At 41.2% G+C, this 14,214-nt stretch carries 15 protein-coding genes and 1 tRNA gene; 10 read left to right on the top strand and 6 right to left on the bottom strand.

Annotated features, from left to right (window positions below; translation table 11 throughout):
• Window positions 1–13: 13 nt before the first annotated feature.
• The 7 genes from RE476_RS07875 (at window position 14) to RE476_RS07845 (ending at window position 6,814) form a co-directional block, all read left to right on the top strand.
• Window positions 14–1,228, top strand: a complete 1,215-nt coding sequence (locus tag RE476_RS07875) for an ABC transporter permease (protein WP_309307108.1) — start codon at window positions 14–16, stop codon at window positions 1,226–1,228.
• A 2-nt stretch (window positions 1,229–1,230) separates the two neighbouring features.
• The gene (locus RE476_RS07870; protein ID WP_309307107.1) at window positions 1,231–2,445 is read left to right on the top strand and encodes an ABC transporter permease; all 1,215 of its coding nucleotides are present in this window, start codon (window positions 1,231–1,233) and stop codon (window positions 2,443–2,445) included.
• A 160-nt stretch (window positions 2,446–2,605) separates the two neighbouring features.
• Window positions 2,606–3,310: an ABC transporter ATP-binding protein gene (locus RE476_RS07865; RefSeq protein WP_309307106.1), complete on the top strand. Its 705-nt coding sequence runs from the start codon at window positions 2,606–2,608 to the stop codon at window positions 3,308–3,310.
• 12 nt (window positions 3,311–3,322) lie between these two features.
• Window positions 3,323–4,558, top strand: coding sequence for a COG1361 S-layer family protein (locus tag RE476_RS07860; RefSeq protein WP_309307105.1), 1,236 nt, complete (start codon window positions 3,323–3,325; stop codon window positions 4,556–4,558).
• 10 nt (window positions 4,559–4,568) lie between these two features.
• Entirely contained in the window at window positions 4,569–5,783 is a 1,215-nt protein-coding gene (locus RE476_RS07855) for an ABC transporter permease (RefSeq protein WP_309307104.1), read from the top strand.
• A gap of 58 nt (window positions 5,784–5,841) precedes the next feature.
• Window positions 5,842–6,081 carry a PLDc N-terminal domain-containing protein gene (locus RE476_RS07850; RefSeq protein WP_309307103.1) on the top strand — a complete coding sequence of 80 codons (240 nt, stop codon included), beginning with the start codon at window positions 5,842–5,844 and terminating at the stop codon, window positions 6,079–6,081.
• Between the two features lie 88 nt (window positions 6,082–6,169).
• Window positions 6,170–6,814: a sensor domain-containing protein gene (locus RE476_RS07845; RefSeq protein WP_309307102.1), complete on the top strand. Its 645-nt coding sequence runs from the start codon at window positions 6,170–6,172 to the stop codon at window positions 6,812–6,814.
• On the opposite strand, the gene RE476_RS07840 is transcribed toward RE476_RS07845, so the two are convergent.
• Window positions 6,811–7,092: a MarR family transcriptional regulator gene (locus RE476_RS07840; protein ID WP_309307101.1), complete on the bottom strand. Its 282-nt coding sequence runs from the start codon at window positions 7,090–7,092 to the stop codon at window positions 6,811–6,813. The two genes, RE476_RS07845 and RE476_RS07840, sit on opposite strands and share 4 nt — an antisense overlap.
• 151 nt (window positions 7,093–7,243) lie before the next feature.
• On the opposite strand from RE476_RS07840, the gene RE476_RS07835 reads away from it, so the two are divergent.
• Genes RE476_RS07835 through RE476_RS07825 form a run of 3 tightly spaced genes read left to right on the top strand, consistent with a single transcriptional unit; the run spans window position 7,244 to window position 9,851 of the window.
• Window positions 7,244–7,759 carry a response regulator gene (locus tag RE476_RS07835; RefSeq protein ID WP_309307100.1) on the top strand — a complete coding sequence of 172 codons (516 nt, stop codon included), beginning with the start codon at window positions 7,244–7,246 and terminating at the stop codon, window positions 7,757–7,759.
• A gap of 17 nt (window positions 7,760–7,776) precedes the next feature.
• On the top strand, window positions 7,777–9,537 hold the full coding sequence (locus RE476_RS07830; RefSeq protein ID WP_309307099.1) for a sensor histidine kinase: 1,761 nt from the start codon (window positions 7,777–7,779) through the stop codon (window positions 9,535–9,537).
• Window positions 9,534–9,851 carry a heavy metal-binding domain-containing protein gene (locus RE476_RS07825; protein WP_309307098.1) on the top strand — a complete coding sequence of 106 codons (318 nt, stop codon included), beginning with the start codon at window positions 9,534–9,536 and terminating at the stop codon, window positions 9,849–9,851. The genes RE476_RS07830 and RE476_RS07825 overlap by 4 nt, the downstream gene beginning before the upstream one ends.
• Here the strand turns inward: RE476_RS07825 and RE476_RS07820 are convergent.
• The 5 genes from RE476_RS07820 to RE476_RS07800 form a co-directional block, all read right to left on the bottom strand.
• Complete coding sequence (locus RE476_RS07820; protein ID WP_309307097.1) at window positions 9,832–11,451, bottom strand: PAS domain-containing sensor histidine kinase; 1,620 nt, start codon at window positions 11,449–11,451, stop codon at window positions 9,832–9,834. The two genes, RE476_RS07825 and RE476_RS07820, sit on opposite strands and share 20 nt — an antisense overlap.
• 420 nt (window positions 11,452–11,871) lie before the next feature.
• A tRNA-Ser gene (locus tag RE476_RS07815) sits at window positions 11,872–11,985 on the bottom strand.
• A 49-nt stretch (window positions 11,986–12,034) separates the two neighbouring features.
• On the bottom strand, window positions 12,035–13,264 hold the full coding sequence (locus RE476_RS07810; protein WP_309307096.1) for a TIGR00375 family protein: 1,230 nt from the start codon (window positions 13,262–13,264) through the stop codon (window positions 12,035–12,037).
• A 6-nt stretch (window positions 13,265–13,270) separates the two neighbouring features.
• On the bottom strand, window positions 13,271–14,047 hold the full coding sequence (locus RE476_RS07805) for a proteasome assembly chaperone family protein (RefSeq protein ID WP_309307095.1): 777 nt from the start codon (window positions 14,045–14,047) through the stop codon (window positions 13,271–13,273).
• A complete protein-coding gene (locus RE476_RS07800) occupies window positions 14,035–14,208 on the bottom strand; it encodes an RNA-protein complex protein Nop10 (protein WP_309307094.1) in 174 nt (57 codons plus the stop codon). Before RE476_RS07800 ends, RE476_RS07805 begins: the two co-directional genes overlap by 13 nt.
• Between the last annotated feature and the right edge of the window lie 6 nt (window positions 14,209–14,214).

The following is a 14,214-nucleotide window of genomic DNA, read 5'->3' as shown; positions in this document are numbered from 1 at the left end:
GGATGCACTTTGTATGTTAGGTCTGGCTCAGGCTATAAGAATCTCATTGGGTAGCATCGGCAGTTCCAAACTCAGGTCTGCTCTTACAACCCTTGGAATTATCATAGGCGTAGCAGCAGTGATAGCCAATGTATCACTTGGAGCCAGCTTCAACCAGTATTTCAATGATGAGATAGGAGCCGTAGGCTCTAATTTTATTGTAATTTACAGCCAGAATATCGATGTATTCTTTGATAAAGAGCTGGAAATTATAAAGAATACGCCAGGTGTTGAGGGTGTTTCTCCCATAAACCAGCAGATGGCCAAGGTCACTTACATGTCTGTCTCAAGGCAGATCGATATTCAGGGTGTCACAGAAGACTACGATGAAGTGGCGAACTTCAATCTGGATTCAGGAACATTCCTCACAGATAAGGATAGGTATGTTGCAGTGATAGGTGCCGATGTTGCCTATGAGAAGTTCGATAAGAAGATATCTATCAAAAATCCAATCGATATTACATTCAGGAGGGAGGATGGTGGAGTTGTCACACAGTCTTTCATTGTCAAAGGCGTAATCCAGGACCCTAACACCACCTTTGCACAAACAGGTGTAGAGCCGGAAATCCGTGTTTTCATTCCCATAGAAACCATGAACGAAATACTTGGCAGGGATGATTACGGAGGATTTTTCATAAAAGCCAGGAGTCTGGATGTAGTTCGGGAGACTGCTGATGAGATAGACAAGCGACTTGCACGCAGTTTAGGTGTTCCGGGCAGGGATTTGGATAATGATGATGCAAAACCCTACATTGTCTTTGACCAGATCGAGATACTGGAGCAGACTAATCAGCTTTCTGCGGCCCTTACATCACTTCTGACCTCAGTTGCTCTAATTTCATTGCTGGTGGGTTCCATTGGAATAATGAATATTATGCTGGTGACAGTTGCAGAAAGAACACGGGAAATAGGCCTTTTGAAATCACTTGGTTTTAGTGAAAAGGATGTGCTTTCTCTCTTTATCATAGAATCAATGATAGTAGGTCTCATTGGTGGTATCTTTGGTACTATCCTTGGGATAGGGGTGGCCTCAATAGCAAACAATTTCCTGGATCTGCCAAACATTTTCCCAGTAAGCCTGATATTCCTGGGATTCTTTGTGTCCCTGGTCGTGGGACTGGTGGCAGGTGTTTATCCTGCAAGGAAAGCTGCACGTATGGACCCTGTTGAAGCTTTGAGGAAGGAGTGAGCATGATAGATCTGAGACATGCATTTGTCATTGCTCTTGGAAGCATAAGCAGTGCGAAACTGCGCTCAACCCTCACAGCCCTTGGTATCATAATAGGCGTTGCTGCGGTTGTGGCGAATGTTTCCCTTGGTGCAAGCTTTAACCAGTATTTTACGGATGAGCTTGGTTCACTTGGTTCAAATTTCATTATAATCTACAGTCAGGATGTCAATATTTTCTATGACAATGAACTGGAACTCATCAGGAATACTCCGGGGATAGATGGTGTTTCGCCTTTCAACCAGCAAACGGCAGCAGTCACATATTTATCGGCTACAAGGCAGATCGATGTACAGGGTGTGAGTGAAGATGCCCAGTATATATCCAATCTGGAAGTGGGAGAAGGTAATTTCCTTACAGACAAGGATAAATTTGTGGCAGTGCTGGGGAAAGAGGTTGCAGAGGAGAAATTCGAGAAGGATATCTCCATTAAGAATTATGTTGATATAACCATCAAGCGTCAGGATGGAACAAGTGTTACCCGGAAATTCCGGGTAAAAGGCATACTTGCAAGTGAGGATAATACTTTTGTAACGGGTGGTCCGGACCGTGATGTGATAATCTACATCCCCATAGCAACATTAAATGAGATGTTGAATGTCACAGATTACGGAGGTTTTTCGGCTAGGACCGGAAGCGCTGAATCTGTCCGGGAGGTTTCGGATGAGGTTGATAAACGTCTTGCAAGGTCGCTGGGTGTACCTTCCAGGGATCTTGATAACGATGATGCAAAACCGTACCGCATCTTCAATCAGGCAGAGATAATCGAGCAACTGGATGCTCTTGCACAGTCACTAACCATACTCATTACACTTGTAGCACTTGTGGCTCTTGTTGTAGGGTCCATAGGCATAATGAATATAATGTTGGTTACTGTTACTGAAAGGACGCGGGAAATAGGTCTGTTGAAATCACTGGGTTATACAAAATCCGGTATCCTTATACTTTTCATTGTTGAATCTATTATAGTGGGAGTTATCGGAGGTATCCTCGGAACACTTATGGGTCTTCTGGGGTCTTATCTGGTAGAGGTCTATTTGAATATCCCACCGGTATTCCCAATTTATCTTATATTCCTGGGTTTCTCCATATCTGTGCTCGTTGGATTGGTAGCTGGCGTATATCCTGCTAACAAGGCAGCAAATCTTGATCCTGTGGAAGCTCTTCGTCACGAGTGATCAGTGTACTGGACATTTCGTCTTGTTTAGTGGCATGTGTAATACATCTATAGTTCTGAATAACTAACCAGTCGATATATGGAAACGTTTAAGTATGTTCCATATCATTGTCTAACTTGACGATAAATAGTCAAGTTGGTGCAATTAGAGGTGAATACAGATGGCCGGTTACAATACGGATGCTTCTGGTGATATGAATGTTATCGATATCTCGAATCTGAAAAAGAGTTATTTTCTTGGTGATATGGAGGTACCTATACTGCACGGGATAGACCTCTGTATCAAAAAAGGGGAATTTGTTGCAATAATGGGTCCTTCCGGATCCGGAAAAAGTACCCTGATGAACATGATAGGCTGTCTTGACAGGCCTACCGGGGGAAAGGTCCTGCTTATGGGTAAGGATACGAATTGTATCTCAGACAATGAGCTTGCAGAACTTCGGGGTTTTGAGATTGGTTTTGTATTTCAGAATTTTAACCTTATTCCACGCCTGAGTGCCTATGAAAATGTAATGCTGCCCACATATTCAAATTCTAAGAAAGGAGTGGATACAGCTCAGCGGGGCAGGGACTTGTTGAAACTTGTAGGTCTTGATGACCGTATGGGTCACAAACCAACGGAATTGTCAGGAGGGCAAAGGCAGAGGGTTGCAATAGCCAGGTCACTGGTCAATGATCCTTCACTTATACTTGCCGATGAGCCAACAGGTAATCTGGACTCTAAGACAGGTGAAGAGGTCATGGAAATCTTCTCCGACCTTCACAAAAAAGGACGTACTATAGTGATGATCACACACGATCCTGAAATGGCACAATACGTGGACAGGGTCGTTTACATCAAAGACGGATATATCGAAAATAATTGAGGGTGGTTTTGAATGGAAGTTAATAATGTTATCCAGAGGTCAATTTACATTTTAGTTTGTGTTGCTATGTTAAGTGCTTCTTTCATGGCACCGGTTTCAGCAGCTTCAGCAGCTACAATGAAAGTTAATATAATTGAATATGATCCATTCCCGGCTCAGATAGGTGAGTATGTGGGTGTGAGTGTGAAAATTGAGAATATAGGTTATGGACGTGCTGATGCAGTATCCTTAAAGATAGAACCTGAATATCCATTTTCCCTGGATTCACAGAACAATGCAGTGGAATTTATAGGCATACTCTCTCCGGAAGATGCTGCGGTGCATGAATATCGTCTGTATGTGGATGAAAATGCAAAGGTAGGCACAGGTACAGTAGATATCTATTATCAGATATACACGGGTGGTTCATGGTATAAGTCATCCTTCGGTCTTAACGTGGGTTCCAGTACCTTTGACAGCAAGGGAACCATAGAACTCATAGATATCACCTGCGACCCTGTGGTGTTCATGCCCGGGGACATAGGGACTGTGTCTTTCACTCTCACAAACACCGCAACCGAGAGTTCGGTGACCATTGATGATGTGGATTATGATACAAACGCACGTGTCCAGTCGGCTGCTCTTAATGGTGTCGAGGGCATCGATGTCACAAGCGACAATTATGTTGGTTCCGGTGTTGTAGGTGCAGGTGATTCCATTACCCTTAGTTACAATGTTGAACTGGCCGATGATGTGAAGGACGGCACTTACTATCTGGACCTGTCCATGGTAGGCAATTCCCACACTTACAATAATAACTGGAGAATTCCTGTAAAGGTAGATTCTGCATCTATCAAGGTCATACCTTCCAAACCAATGGAACTCATCAATGGTGAGGGCACCCTTGAGTTCGATGTTGCCAATATGCATCCCAACACCTTGAGTTCTGTAAGTGTGAAGCTAAGTGCAGATGGTGTTGATTTCTCTCCTGAGGAATACTTTGTCGGGTCAATGGATTCAGATGAACTCTTTACAATAGAGGTGGATGCGAAAACTGACATTCAGGAATCATCAGTTCCGGTTACTATCACTGTTGATTACAGGAACGGCATAAATGAACACAGCACCGAAGTTGCTGTCCGCGAACTGGAACTCACAACTGAAGAAGAAGGGAACAGTGGAAATCTTGCAACCGCAGGTATCGGACTTGCAATATTGCTTGGGATCCCTGCAGTCATATTCATAAAGCGTAGGAAGCAGAACAACTAAGGTGTCAGTTATGCTGAGTCTGAAACATTCCTTTAGGATGGCAATTGCGAGCATTAGCAGCTCAAAACTGAGGTCTGCACTGACAACACTTGGTATTGTCATAGGTGTGGCTGCTGTCATTGCCAATGTATCATTGGGGGCCAGTTTCAACCAGTACTTTACCGAAGAGATAGGTTCTGTGGGAAACAATTTCATTATAATCGAAGGTAAGGCCGCTAATCTGTTCCATGATGGTGAAATGGAAGTAGTGAAAAACACGCCGGGTATTGTGGGCGTATCCCCATTGAGTCAGGAAGTGGCTCAGGTAAAGTACATTTCCACCATGCGGCAGATCACTGTCCAGGGAGTCTCTGAGGATTATGAGCAAGTAGGCAATATCCAGATGGAAAGCGGGACATTCATCGATGACAAGGACAGGTATATGGCAGTGATTGGTCACGATGTTGCATATGAGAAGTTCGACCGCAAGATATCTGATAAGAATACAATCGAACTGACCTTTACAAGGCCGGATGGCGAGACAGTTACAAAGCAGTTCAAGGTAAAGGGTATTGTGGACAGTCCCGAGACCACATTCGTGCAAAGCGGTATAGAGCCGGACGAAAGGATCTTCATCCCTATCTCAACCATGAATGAGATTATGGATCAGGACTATTACTGGGGATTCTTTGCAGCTGCCACGAGCCTTGAGTCCATCGATGAAGTAACAGATGAGCTTGACAAGAGACTTGCCAGGGATCTGGGAGTTCCTTTCAGGGATCTGGATAACGAAGATGCAAAACCCTATTCTCTTATGAATCAGGGCGAGATACTGGACGAAGTTGACCAATTATCAGCTGCGCTGGGTTCGCTGCTCACATCGGTTGCTTTGATATCCCTGATCGTAGGTTCTATCGGAATTATGAATATCATGCTTGTGACAGTCACTGAAAGAACCGGGGAGATTGGTATCATGAAGTCTCTTGGCTACAAGAACTACGAGATTCTGTCTCTTTTCATGGTAGAATCAATAGTAGTGGGGCTGCTTGGCGGTATACTGGGAATTGCCCTTGGTGTGGCCGGTGCCTATCTTGCAGACAATGCAATGGGTCTTCCTTACGTGTTCCCGGCAGATATCATACTGTTAGGTATGCTGGTGTCACTGATTGTTGGTTTGCTTGCTGGTATGTATCCTGCTAACAAAGCTGCCAGGATGAATCCTGTAGATGCACTGAGGCACGAGTAATTTAAAGAAGTATTGAAATAATCAATAGAAATAACAGGGTAATGGAGAATAAAATAATATGTTTGATGAATTTGTATTTATGATAATTCCATTTATCATGTTCTTCCTTTTCTTTGGAATAGGAATACTTGGGACTTTGTTCTGGCTGTGGATTCTCATTGATTGCGCCATGAAAGAACCGTCTGAGGGAAATGATAAGCTGATCTGGATAATTGTTATTATCTTTACTCATCTGCTGGGTGCTCTTGTCTACTTCTTTGTAAGAAGACCAAAACGTATTGAAGAGTATGGCAGGTAGATTTCAGTATACGGCAAACATTAGATAATATCAGAGAATTTCAGGGAATGGCAGGCTTCTGCCGATGGATAAAAAACAAGGAGAACAAATGGCTGAAATAGAGACTGGTCTGAGGGAATTTGTTAAGGTCGCTTTTGAAAAGCAGACCTATATGAATATCCTGTATCTGTTATTCTCATTCCCGCTTGGGACAGCTTATTTCGTATTCCTTGTATCAGGTCTGTCCCTGGGTTTCGGACTTTTACTTGTCTGGATAGGTATTCCTGTACTGGTTCTTGTATTTCTTGCCTGGTGGGAGATAGCATCTTTAGAACGCCAGCTGGCAATATGGTTATTGAGTATTGACATTCCTCCCATGTCACTGAAACCTGTTAATGAAAAAAGTATTCTTGGCAGAGTTATATGCAGGGTCAAGAGTCCGGTTACCTGGAAAGCGCTTTTATTCCTGTTAGTGAAGTTCCCGTTGGGGATATTTTCACTTGTAGTTATGGTATTCCTGGTAGCTTTGACATTAGGGCTGTTGATCAATCCTATTCTTTATATCATGGGTAATAGTTTTGCCAGCACTTTCCATGAATCACTTCTTATTTCTATCTCAGGGATATTTGTAGGTTTGGCATCACTTCATGTGCTGAATCTGCTGGCTCATATTTCGGGAGGTTTTGCAAGAAAGATGCTGAGTAACTCTGGACAACAGCAAGATATCTATTTGATGGAAAATACGGAATCTTAATCCTGTATTAGGTTAAGATTCTTATAAAAATCAAGTATCAGTCTCGTTTTTTCATTCTCAAGATTCAACCTGAATGTCCTTATCTGTTTACCAAGGGGTTTTTCGATAACAATATCACTCTTGATAAGTGGTGTTATTACTCTTGCAACACTGGAGTGTGACAGTCCGGTTTCGTCCGCAATTCCTGAAAGATATGTTGATTCATCTTTGTGTGCAATAAGGTTCTTCAGAACTGTCATCTGGGCCGTCTTTCCAAAAATCTCTTCCAGCGCATCCATTTATTATCCTGATTTAATAATCTGTTATGGCTTATAAGATTTTCTTTTATTGGATAGGCTGTTTACTAAAACAGAAACTCTACCATATTTGGAAAGGTTTTAATAATATCATTCTTCTATATTTTATGAGCTTGTTTCAGGTAGAATTATCATGCATTCAGAAAACATTAGCGAGAAGATTCTTTCACTTCTGGAGAAGAACCCCGGGATGACTACCAGGGAGATCTCAGAGAAATTATCGGTTTCAGAGTCAGTTGTTGAAGATACGTTGAAAAACATGTCGGATATAAGGCAAAAGATCCTCATAGTCGATGATGAGATGGATGCCCTGTTGGCTCTGAAAGTAGCATTAGAGGCTGAAGGATATAACATTGTAGAGGCCAAAGATGGCTATGAAGCTATAGATAAAGTACATTCGGAAATACCGGATGTTATACTGCTTGATCTTATGATTCCCGGGATCGATGGTTTTGAAGTATGCAAGCAGCTGAAATCCGATTCGATGTATAACCACATCCCTGTTATAATGCTTACAGCACGTGGTGAAGTCGATGACAAGGTTGAAGGTATTGAATTGGGTGCAGATGATTATGTGACCAAGCCGTTCAATCTTAAAGAACTGAAAGCACGTATTAAAATGATCCTGAGAAGAAATCAGGATATTTAATCAATTTCTAATTATCCATGTGGAACCGAAAAAGCAGATGGAATCTAATTCTTTTTGCTGCAGTAGTCTTGCTTTTGATAAGTTCCATAGTCTTCCTCTGGATGAAGACCAATATGGAGGTCAGATCGGTCGTTGAGGAACAATACCAGAATCAGCAACTGCTATTAACCCGTCATCTCTCCGATAGTATAGAAAGGTCCCTCAATGAGAAGGTATTGTTGTTAGAGGTCATTGCAAAAAAGGATACTGGTGTTCCGCCTGATAATTTTGCATCGGATCTTAAAAGTGTCTATGATGTTGCAAGCATGTTCTATGTGGTGGAATATGTCTCAGAGAACGGGACAATAGTTTCAGGTTATCCTGATGAATATGTTCCTGTAGGGTTAAACCTGTATGAGGAAAACCAATATCGTGCATTTGAAAGGATAAAGGAAACCGGAGAGGTCTATATTACCGAGCCTCTGAAGTTGATGGAGGGTAATTATGGTTCTTTTATATGGGTTCCTGTTTACGGGGGAGGCGAGTTCAGGGGAGCTTTTATTGCTATTATCAGGGAGTCTGATCTTAAAAGCAGGTATGTAGTTGAATCAAATTCATCAAGTTATGTGTATTTGCTTGACGAACGAGGCAGGTTACTTTTTGATGGGTCAGGACATTATGAAAGGGGGACTGATTACACCGAACTGCTGACTTCAATTTCTCCGGATTTACTTTATATTATTTCAGAACAGGTCAATGGAACGGAAGGTAGTGGAAAGTATCTGGTTCTTGATAATGGTAGTATATATGAAGAAAGGCTGGTCTCATATTCTCCTATTAACTGGTACAACCAGAAATGGTCATTGGCTATCACAAGTCCTTCTTCCGAAGTTGATCGGCTGATGGTCTCGGTTTACTTAAAATTGTTCATTGTAGTTGCAGTTTCAATTCTTTTTATCATCTTTGTGAGTTCCTTCATCGTTGTTATTCTCTTTAACTGGAGTAGGAGTCTTGAAAAGGAAGTAGATGACAAGACACAGGAGCTTAAGGAGTCAAATGAGTCACTCAGGTCGGCAAATAAAAAACTCAAGGAGCTTGACAGGTTAAAAACAGAATTCCTCTCAATTGTATCCCATGAGCTTAAGACTCCGCTGACTGCTATGAAAACATCAAGTGAGTTCCTGAGGGAGGATGAAACGTGTGATGTTTCTTTGAGACGGCAGATGCTTGATATTATTATACGGAACATCGATCGTCAATCCCGGATGGTTGATGACCTTCTTGATGTTTCCAGAATTGAATCCAACCGGATGAGATTCCATAAGGATCCCGTTGACATCGAAGATGCTATAAAGCTCTCTCTAGAGGTGCTTGACAACATTATCAGGGAGAAGAATATGACTATTTTAGTAGAGGTCCCCGATGATCTGCTTTTGATCAATACTGATAAGGACAAACTTGTGCAGGTGTTTGTAAATCTCTTGAACAATGCTGTAAAGTTCAGTAAAAATAACGGCAAGGTCACAATTACTGTTGAGGATGATAATGGCAGTGTAAAGGTTAGTGTAAGTGACAACGGTATTGGTATGGGTCCTGATGAACTTGAAAGGATATTTGATAAATTCTACCAGATAGACAGTACTTCCACTCGTAAAGTCGGAGGAACAGGGCTTGGCCTGTCAATCGTTAAAGGTATTATAGAAGGTCAGGGTGGAACGATAACTGCAATTAGTGAGGCAGGTAAGGGTAGTACTTTTGTTTTCACATTGAAAAAAGAAGATATTGAGGAATATCAATGATCGTGACAACAACAGACGGAATTGATGGAAAGGAACTTGACATAATTGCTGTGGTATTCGGGAACACTGTACGTGCCAAACATATCGGGAGTGACATTATGGCCGTTCTGAAAAATATCGTTGGAGGGGAGTTAAAAGGTTATTCCGATATGCTTACACAGGCAAGGAAAGAGGCATTTGACAGGATGGTGGAAAATGCAAAAGAAATTGGTGCTGATGCAATTGTAAATGTGCGATTCACAAATTCCCAGACAATGGCCGGTGCAGCTGAATTGCTTGCTTACGGCACTGCAGTTAAATTAAAAGATGCCTGACATGTGTCTGGTTTTCTTCAGGGAGCATGGGGATAAAAAAGGTAAAATTGCTTCCTTTGTTTATTTCACTTTCAACCTGTATGTTTCCTCCATGCATTTCTACGAATTCTTTCACTATTATAAGTCCAAGGCCAGCACCTTCAAATCTACGATTGAGCGAAGAATCAATTTGTGAGAATGGTTGGAATAATTTATCCATCTCCGATTTTTCCATGCCAATACCTGTATCTTTGACAGATATTTTTAACATTTTCCCATCCCTGGCGATGCTAACTTTTACATCTCCTGACAAAGGTGTGAACTTTATTGCATTGCTAATGAGATTATAAAGAACGGTTTTTATTTTTTCTTTATCTGCACATATGGTTGTTACATCATCTTCAAGTTCAAACTCCAGACTTACTTGCTTCTTTTTTGCCATTGGACGCGTTGAATTTTCTATATCTTTAATAAGTACGGGGATATAAAAATCCTTCATATCCAGTTCTATTTTGCCTTCTTCAATGGCTGAAAGCTCGATCATGGAGTTAATTAAAAGAAGTAGTCGATTACCACTTCTTTTAATGACATCAAGGTATTGTTTTTGTGCTTCATTTGTGGTACCGACATAGTCCTCGTGGAGCAGGTCGGAATATCCTATAATAAGGTTTAAAGGTGTCCTGAGTTCATGACTGACGTTGGAAAGGAACTGTCTCTTTGTACGATGGGCATTATCGGATATCAATTTTGCAAAAATAAGTGCCTCTTCGGCTTTTCTCCGGTCGGTGATATCATTCCCAGATGATAACACTCCTGTAATATTACCATCATCGTCCTCTAGTAAGATGTTATGCCATGCAAAGAACCTTGTTTCATCTTTGATCTGGATGGGAGCTTCAAAATAAGGTTGAAGTTCGGTTTTTCCGTCCATCAGTCCGGAATAATCAATTTTAGCTTTTATCTGACGTTCTTCAGGGATTGATATTTCTAACCAGTTTTTAGATATAAGGTCATGTTCTCCATATCCGAACAGTTCGCATCCTTTTTTGTTGATCAGTTTGATCTTACCTTCTCTGTCCATGACAAGAATGATGACTCCTGCGACATCAAGATATTTTTGTGCCCTGTCCCTTTCTTCTTTGAGTTTGAACTCTATCTGTTTCAATCTGGCTATATCAACCATAAGGCCATTGATGCCTGTGAATTCCCCATTCTTAATGATCGGACGGGATGTTGTGTGTACATAACTTATTGAGCCATCCTTTTTGATTATTCTAAACATATAGGGCTTATGTTCGCCTGAGACTGTTTTTTCAATATCTTCAAGCAGTCCGGCAACATCATTGGGATGGACATGTTTTGTAAAATGCGTTCCAAGAACCTCTTCTATCTCATAGCCGGTTATATTTTTGATGGCAGGGTTGATGTATGTGAAATAACCCTCGGTATCAACTGAAAAAAGAACATCGTTGAGATTGTCGAGTCTTTCAGTGTAAAACTGTTTAACTTCGTTTAATTCAGACTCAGATGCCTCTAATCTGGCACGTAGATCTTTTACTTCTCTTATTATTTTCTGATAATCTTCATCATCATTCTTTTGGCTATGGTTTTTTGGTATCATTTTCGGATTAACCAGTACATAATTATTATATTAATTCATGTGCAATGTAAGGTTCCTTTACTTCATTATTAAAGTTATTTGCGGTTGGAATAAACTAATAATGGCAATGACCTATCTTGAAGTGTGAGTTAAACTTCAGAATAGTCTAAAACTCCTGCACGGAAACCAATAAATTAAATACTGGGTGTTTGTTGCCTAATGATGCCAGCTAAAATAAACTGCCCTTTTTAGATTTGTATTTGTTATTTCCTGTTTTTAAGAAAATCCTCCCTTACTTAAAATCCACAATACAATATTTCATGGACATATATATAAATATTTATGTGAATGTACAAATCTATACAACTGTATACATCTAAAGTTTCTCACTGATACTTTAAAAATAAGTAATAAACATATCAATTGTTGAAAAAAGCAGAACGCCGAGGTTGGGATTTGAACCCAAGCACTCCTTCCGGAGAAACCGGTCTCGAGCCGGTCGCGTATGGACTCCAAGGCATTTGCCGTTGGATTAGTCCGCTCTGCCACCTCGGCACTTTGGGTTTGAAGGTCTTAATCTCTTAAAAAGGTAACGAGGTAATGTTTAGAAGTCAAAGAGAGAACTCTGATTCTTCTTTTGGAGCGATGGTATTGTATCCTGTATTTCCTGTGGGATTTCGATGTGACCGTACTGGCCACCGCCGCCGGGGTGAATTATAAGTTTCTTTTCCCTGAATGCGAGTATCGCATTTACAACATGTTTGTCCAGAAAATCCATTTTGCTCATTTCGTCTGTATTGGCATTCAGGAGTACATTCAATTCGTTACCATATCTTTGCATCAGGCCGTTCCATGCAGTCTGCACGCCCTTGGTGTTTATGCTTGCATGTCCAAGTGCAGTCATAATTATTTCGGAAAGAGGCATCAGGTGTACATAAGGTGGCCTGTGTGGGGGATGTTTTGGCTCATCGAAATTTGCAAGCTCGTTCACCCTGTCCTTAACTCCTTTTTTGACGAGTCCGCCACAGTTGGCACATTTCCAATTGCTTGCAAGGCATTCTTCTAAGCTGTAATGTGTAAAACATTTGATGCACGCGGATTCATTGTATTTTCCTTCCTGGGGGTAGAATCCGACATTATGGGTAACTCCGTAACCATCTTCTCTTAAAATAGCTTTTCGCAATCCTTCAAAGGATATTTCTGGAACATTAAGCTGGTTGAACTCCCGTGCAAGTTTATTGGACCAGGGGGAATGTGCATCGGAGTTAGAAAGGAATGTAAGTCTGTGGAGTTCTTCTATCCTGTCTGCATAGTCACTATCAGCACTCAGGCCAAGTTCAAGGAATGAAACATAGTCTTTCATATCTCCATAGCAACTTTTAAGAGAATCATGGTATGCATACAATGCTGTCCACGGTGTGAATGCATGACAGGGGCCGATCATTGCATCTATATCCTTTGCAATCTCGGCAATTTCACATCCATTGAGCCTTACCGTGGGTCTTCCATCAGCTTTTAGGTTGGTGTATTTGCTCAATCTCTCTGCAAGCTCTTCAGCTTTTGAAATTGATGGTAAGATAAGCAAGTGATGTACGCGGCTGCTATCTTCCACTTCAGTAGTGATTATAAAATTAGTTTTCCCGATGGCTACAGTTTCATCATTCACTGCTGCTTTTTTAATTTCCTTTAACCAATCGGGATGGGTGCAGTCCCCGGTTGCAACCAGGTCTATACCTTTTTTTGCCGCTTCTTCTGCCATTACTGGCAGTTCCATTTTATTCGAACAAGCCATCGAATATTTGGAATGAAGATGAAGGTCGGCATTGATTAACATTTGATCTTAGCCAATATATCTCAGATCATCATCTTTGACAGAGTTCATGTCAGGTATTCCTTTTTGTTGCTGCTCTACTTCCTTAAGCCTTGCAACAATTTTTTCCATTTCCTTGGCACGCTCTTCAAGAGGCCCTACGTCAATGTCTATTTCGAGTATCTTACAGATTACCTTAAGCAATGACTGTGCACTTTTAGGATCTACAAGATAGCCGGAAGTGAGTCCCATAAGGCACGCTGCATCTATATGCTTTAATTTGCTCATTCCAAGCAAAAGTCCTGAAGCACCAACGATTCCTCCGCCGGGTTCGTTTTCCTTAAAGGTAACTCCGTGTTCTTTGAGTTGTTCAACAAGTTCGATGTTGTTAACTGCACCGAGTACTTCGTCAGAATAGGTAAGTTGTCCGGTAGGAAAACCGCCGAGTGTGTATATTCTTTTCACTCCGAATTCCCGGGCAATATCAAGGTAAAGTGTGCAGAGCTTATAGTGTCCTTCTGTTGAAGAGCTCTGGTGATCTCCTATGAGTGCAAGTATATCATACTTTTCAGTTTTACAAACATAGATCTCATTGTTTACCAGATGAATCTCACTGTTCTCATCTACAAGAACCTGTGGTGGAAAATGATGGGAATATATCTCCAGTATTTTTTCTGCGTCGAGTTCTTCTACCAAGTGTTCAGCAACAAGTTTTCCAACATGTCCTACTCCGGGAAGCCCTACAATTAATATTGGGTCTTTAAGCTGAACGTCTTCTTTGATACGAACTACTTCTATTTCCTGCATAGAATTCCCTCTTTTCTCGCTAACCTGCGATATTTTCCATAAGGGTCTTTTGGGGAAAATTTTGCAGGTTGTGGCCTAATAGTGCTTAAACCACATTGCTGACAGACTGTTTCCAGAGTATATCTGCCACAGTTCCTGCATTTATAGATTTTTTGTCCCAAAGGAAT

The organism is Methanolobus mangrovi, assembly GCF_031312535.1.
Taxonomy (GTDB): Archaea; Halobacteriota; Methanosarcinia; order Methanosarcinales; family Methanosarcinaceae; genus Methanolobus; species Methanolobus mangrovi.
Note: the sequence above shows the minus strand (reverse complement) of the source record. Positions and strands in the feature narration are given on the sequence as shown.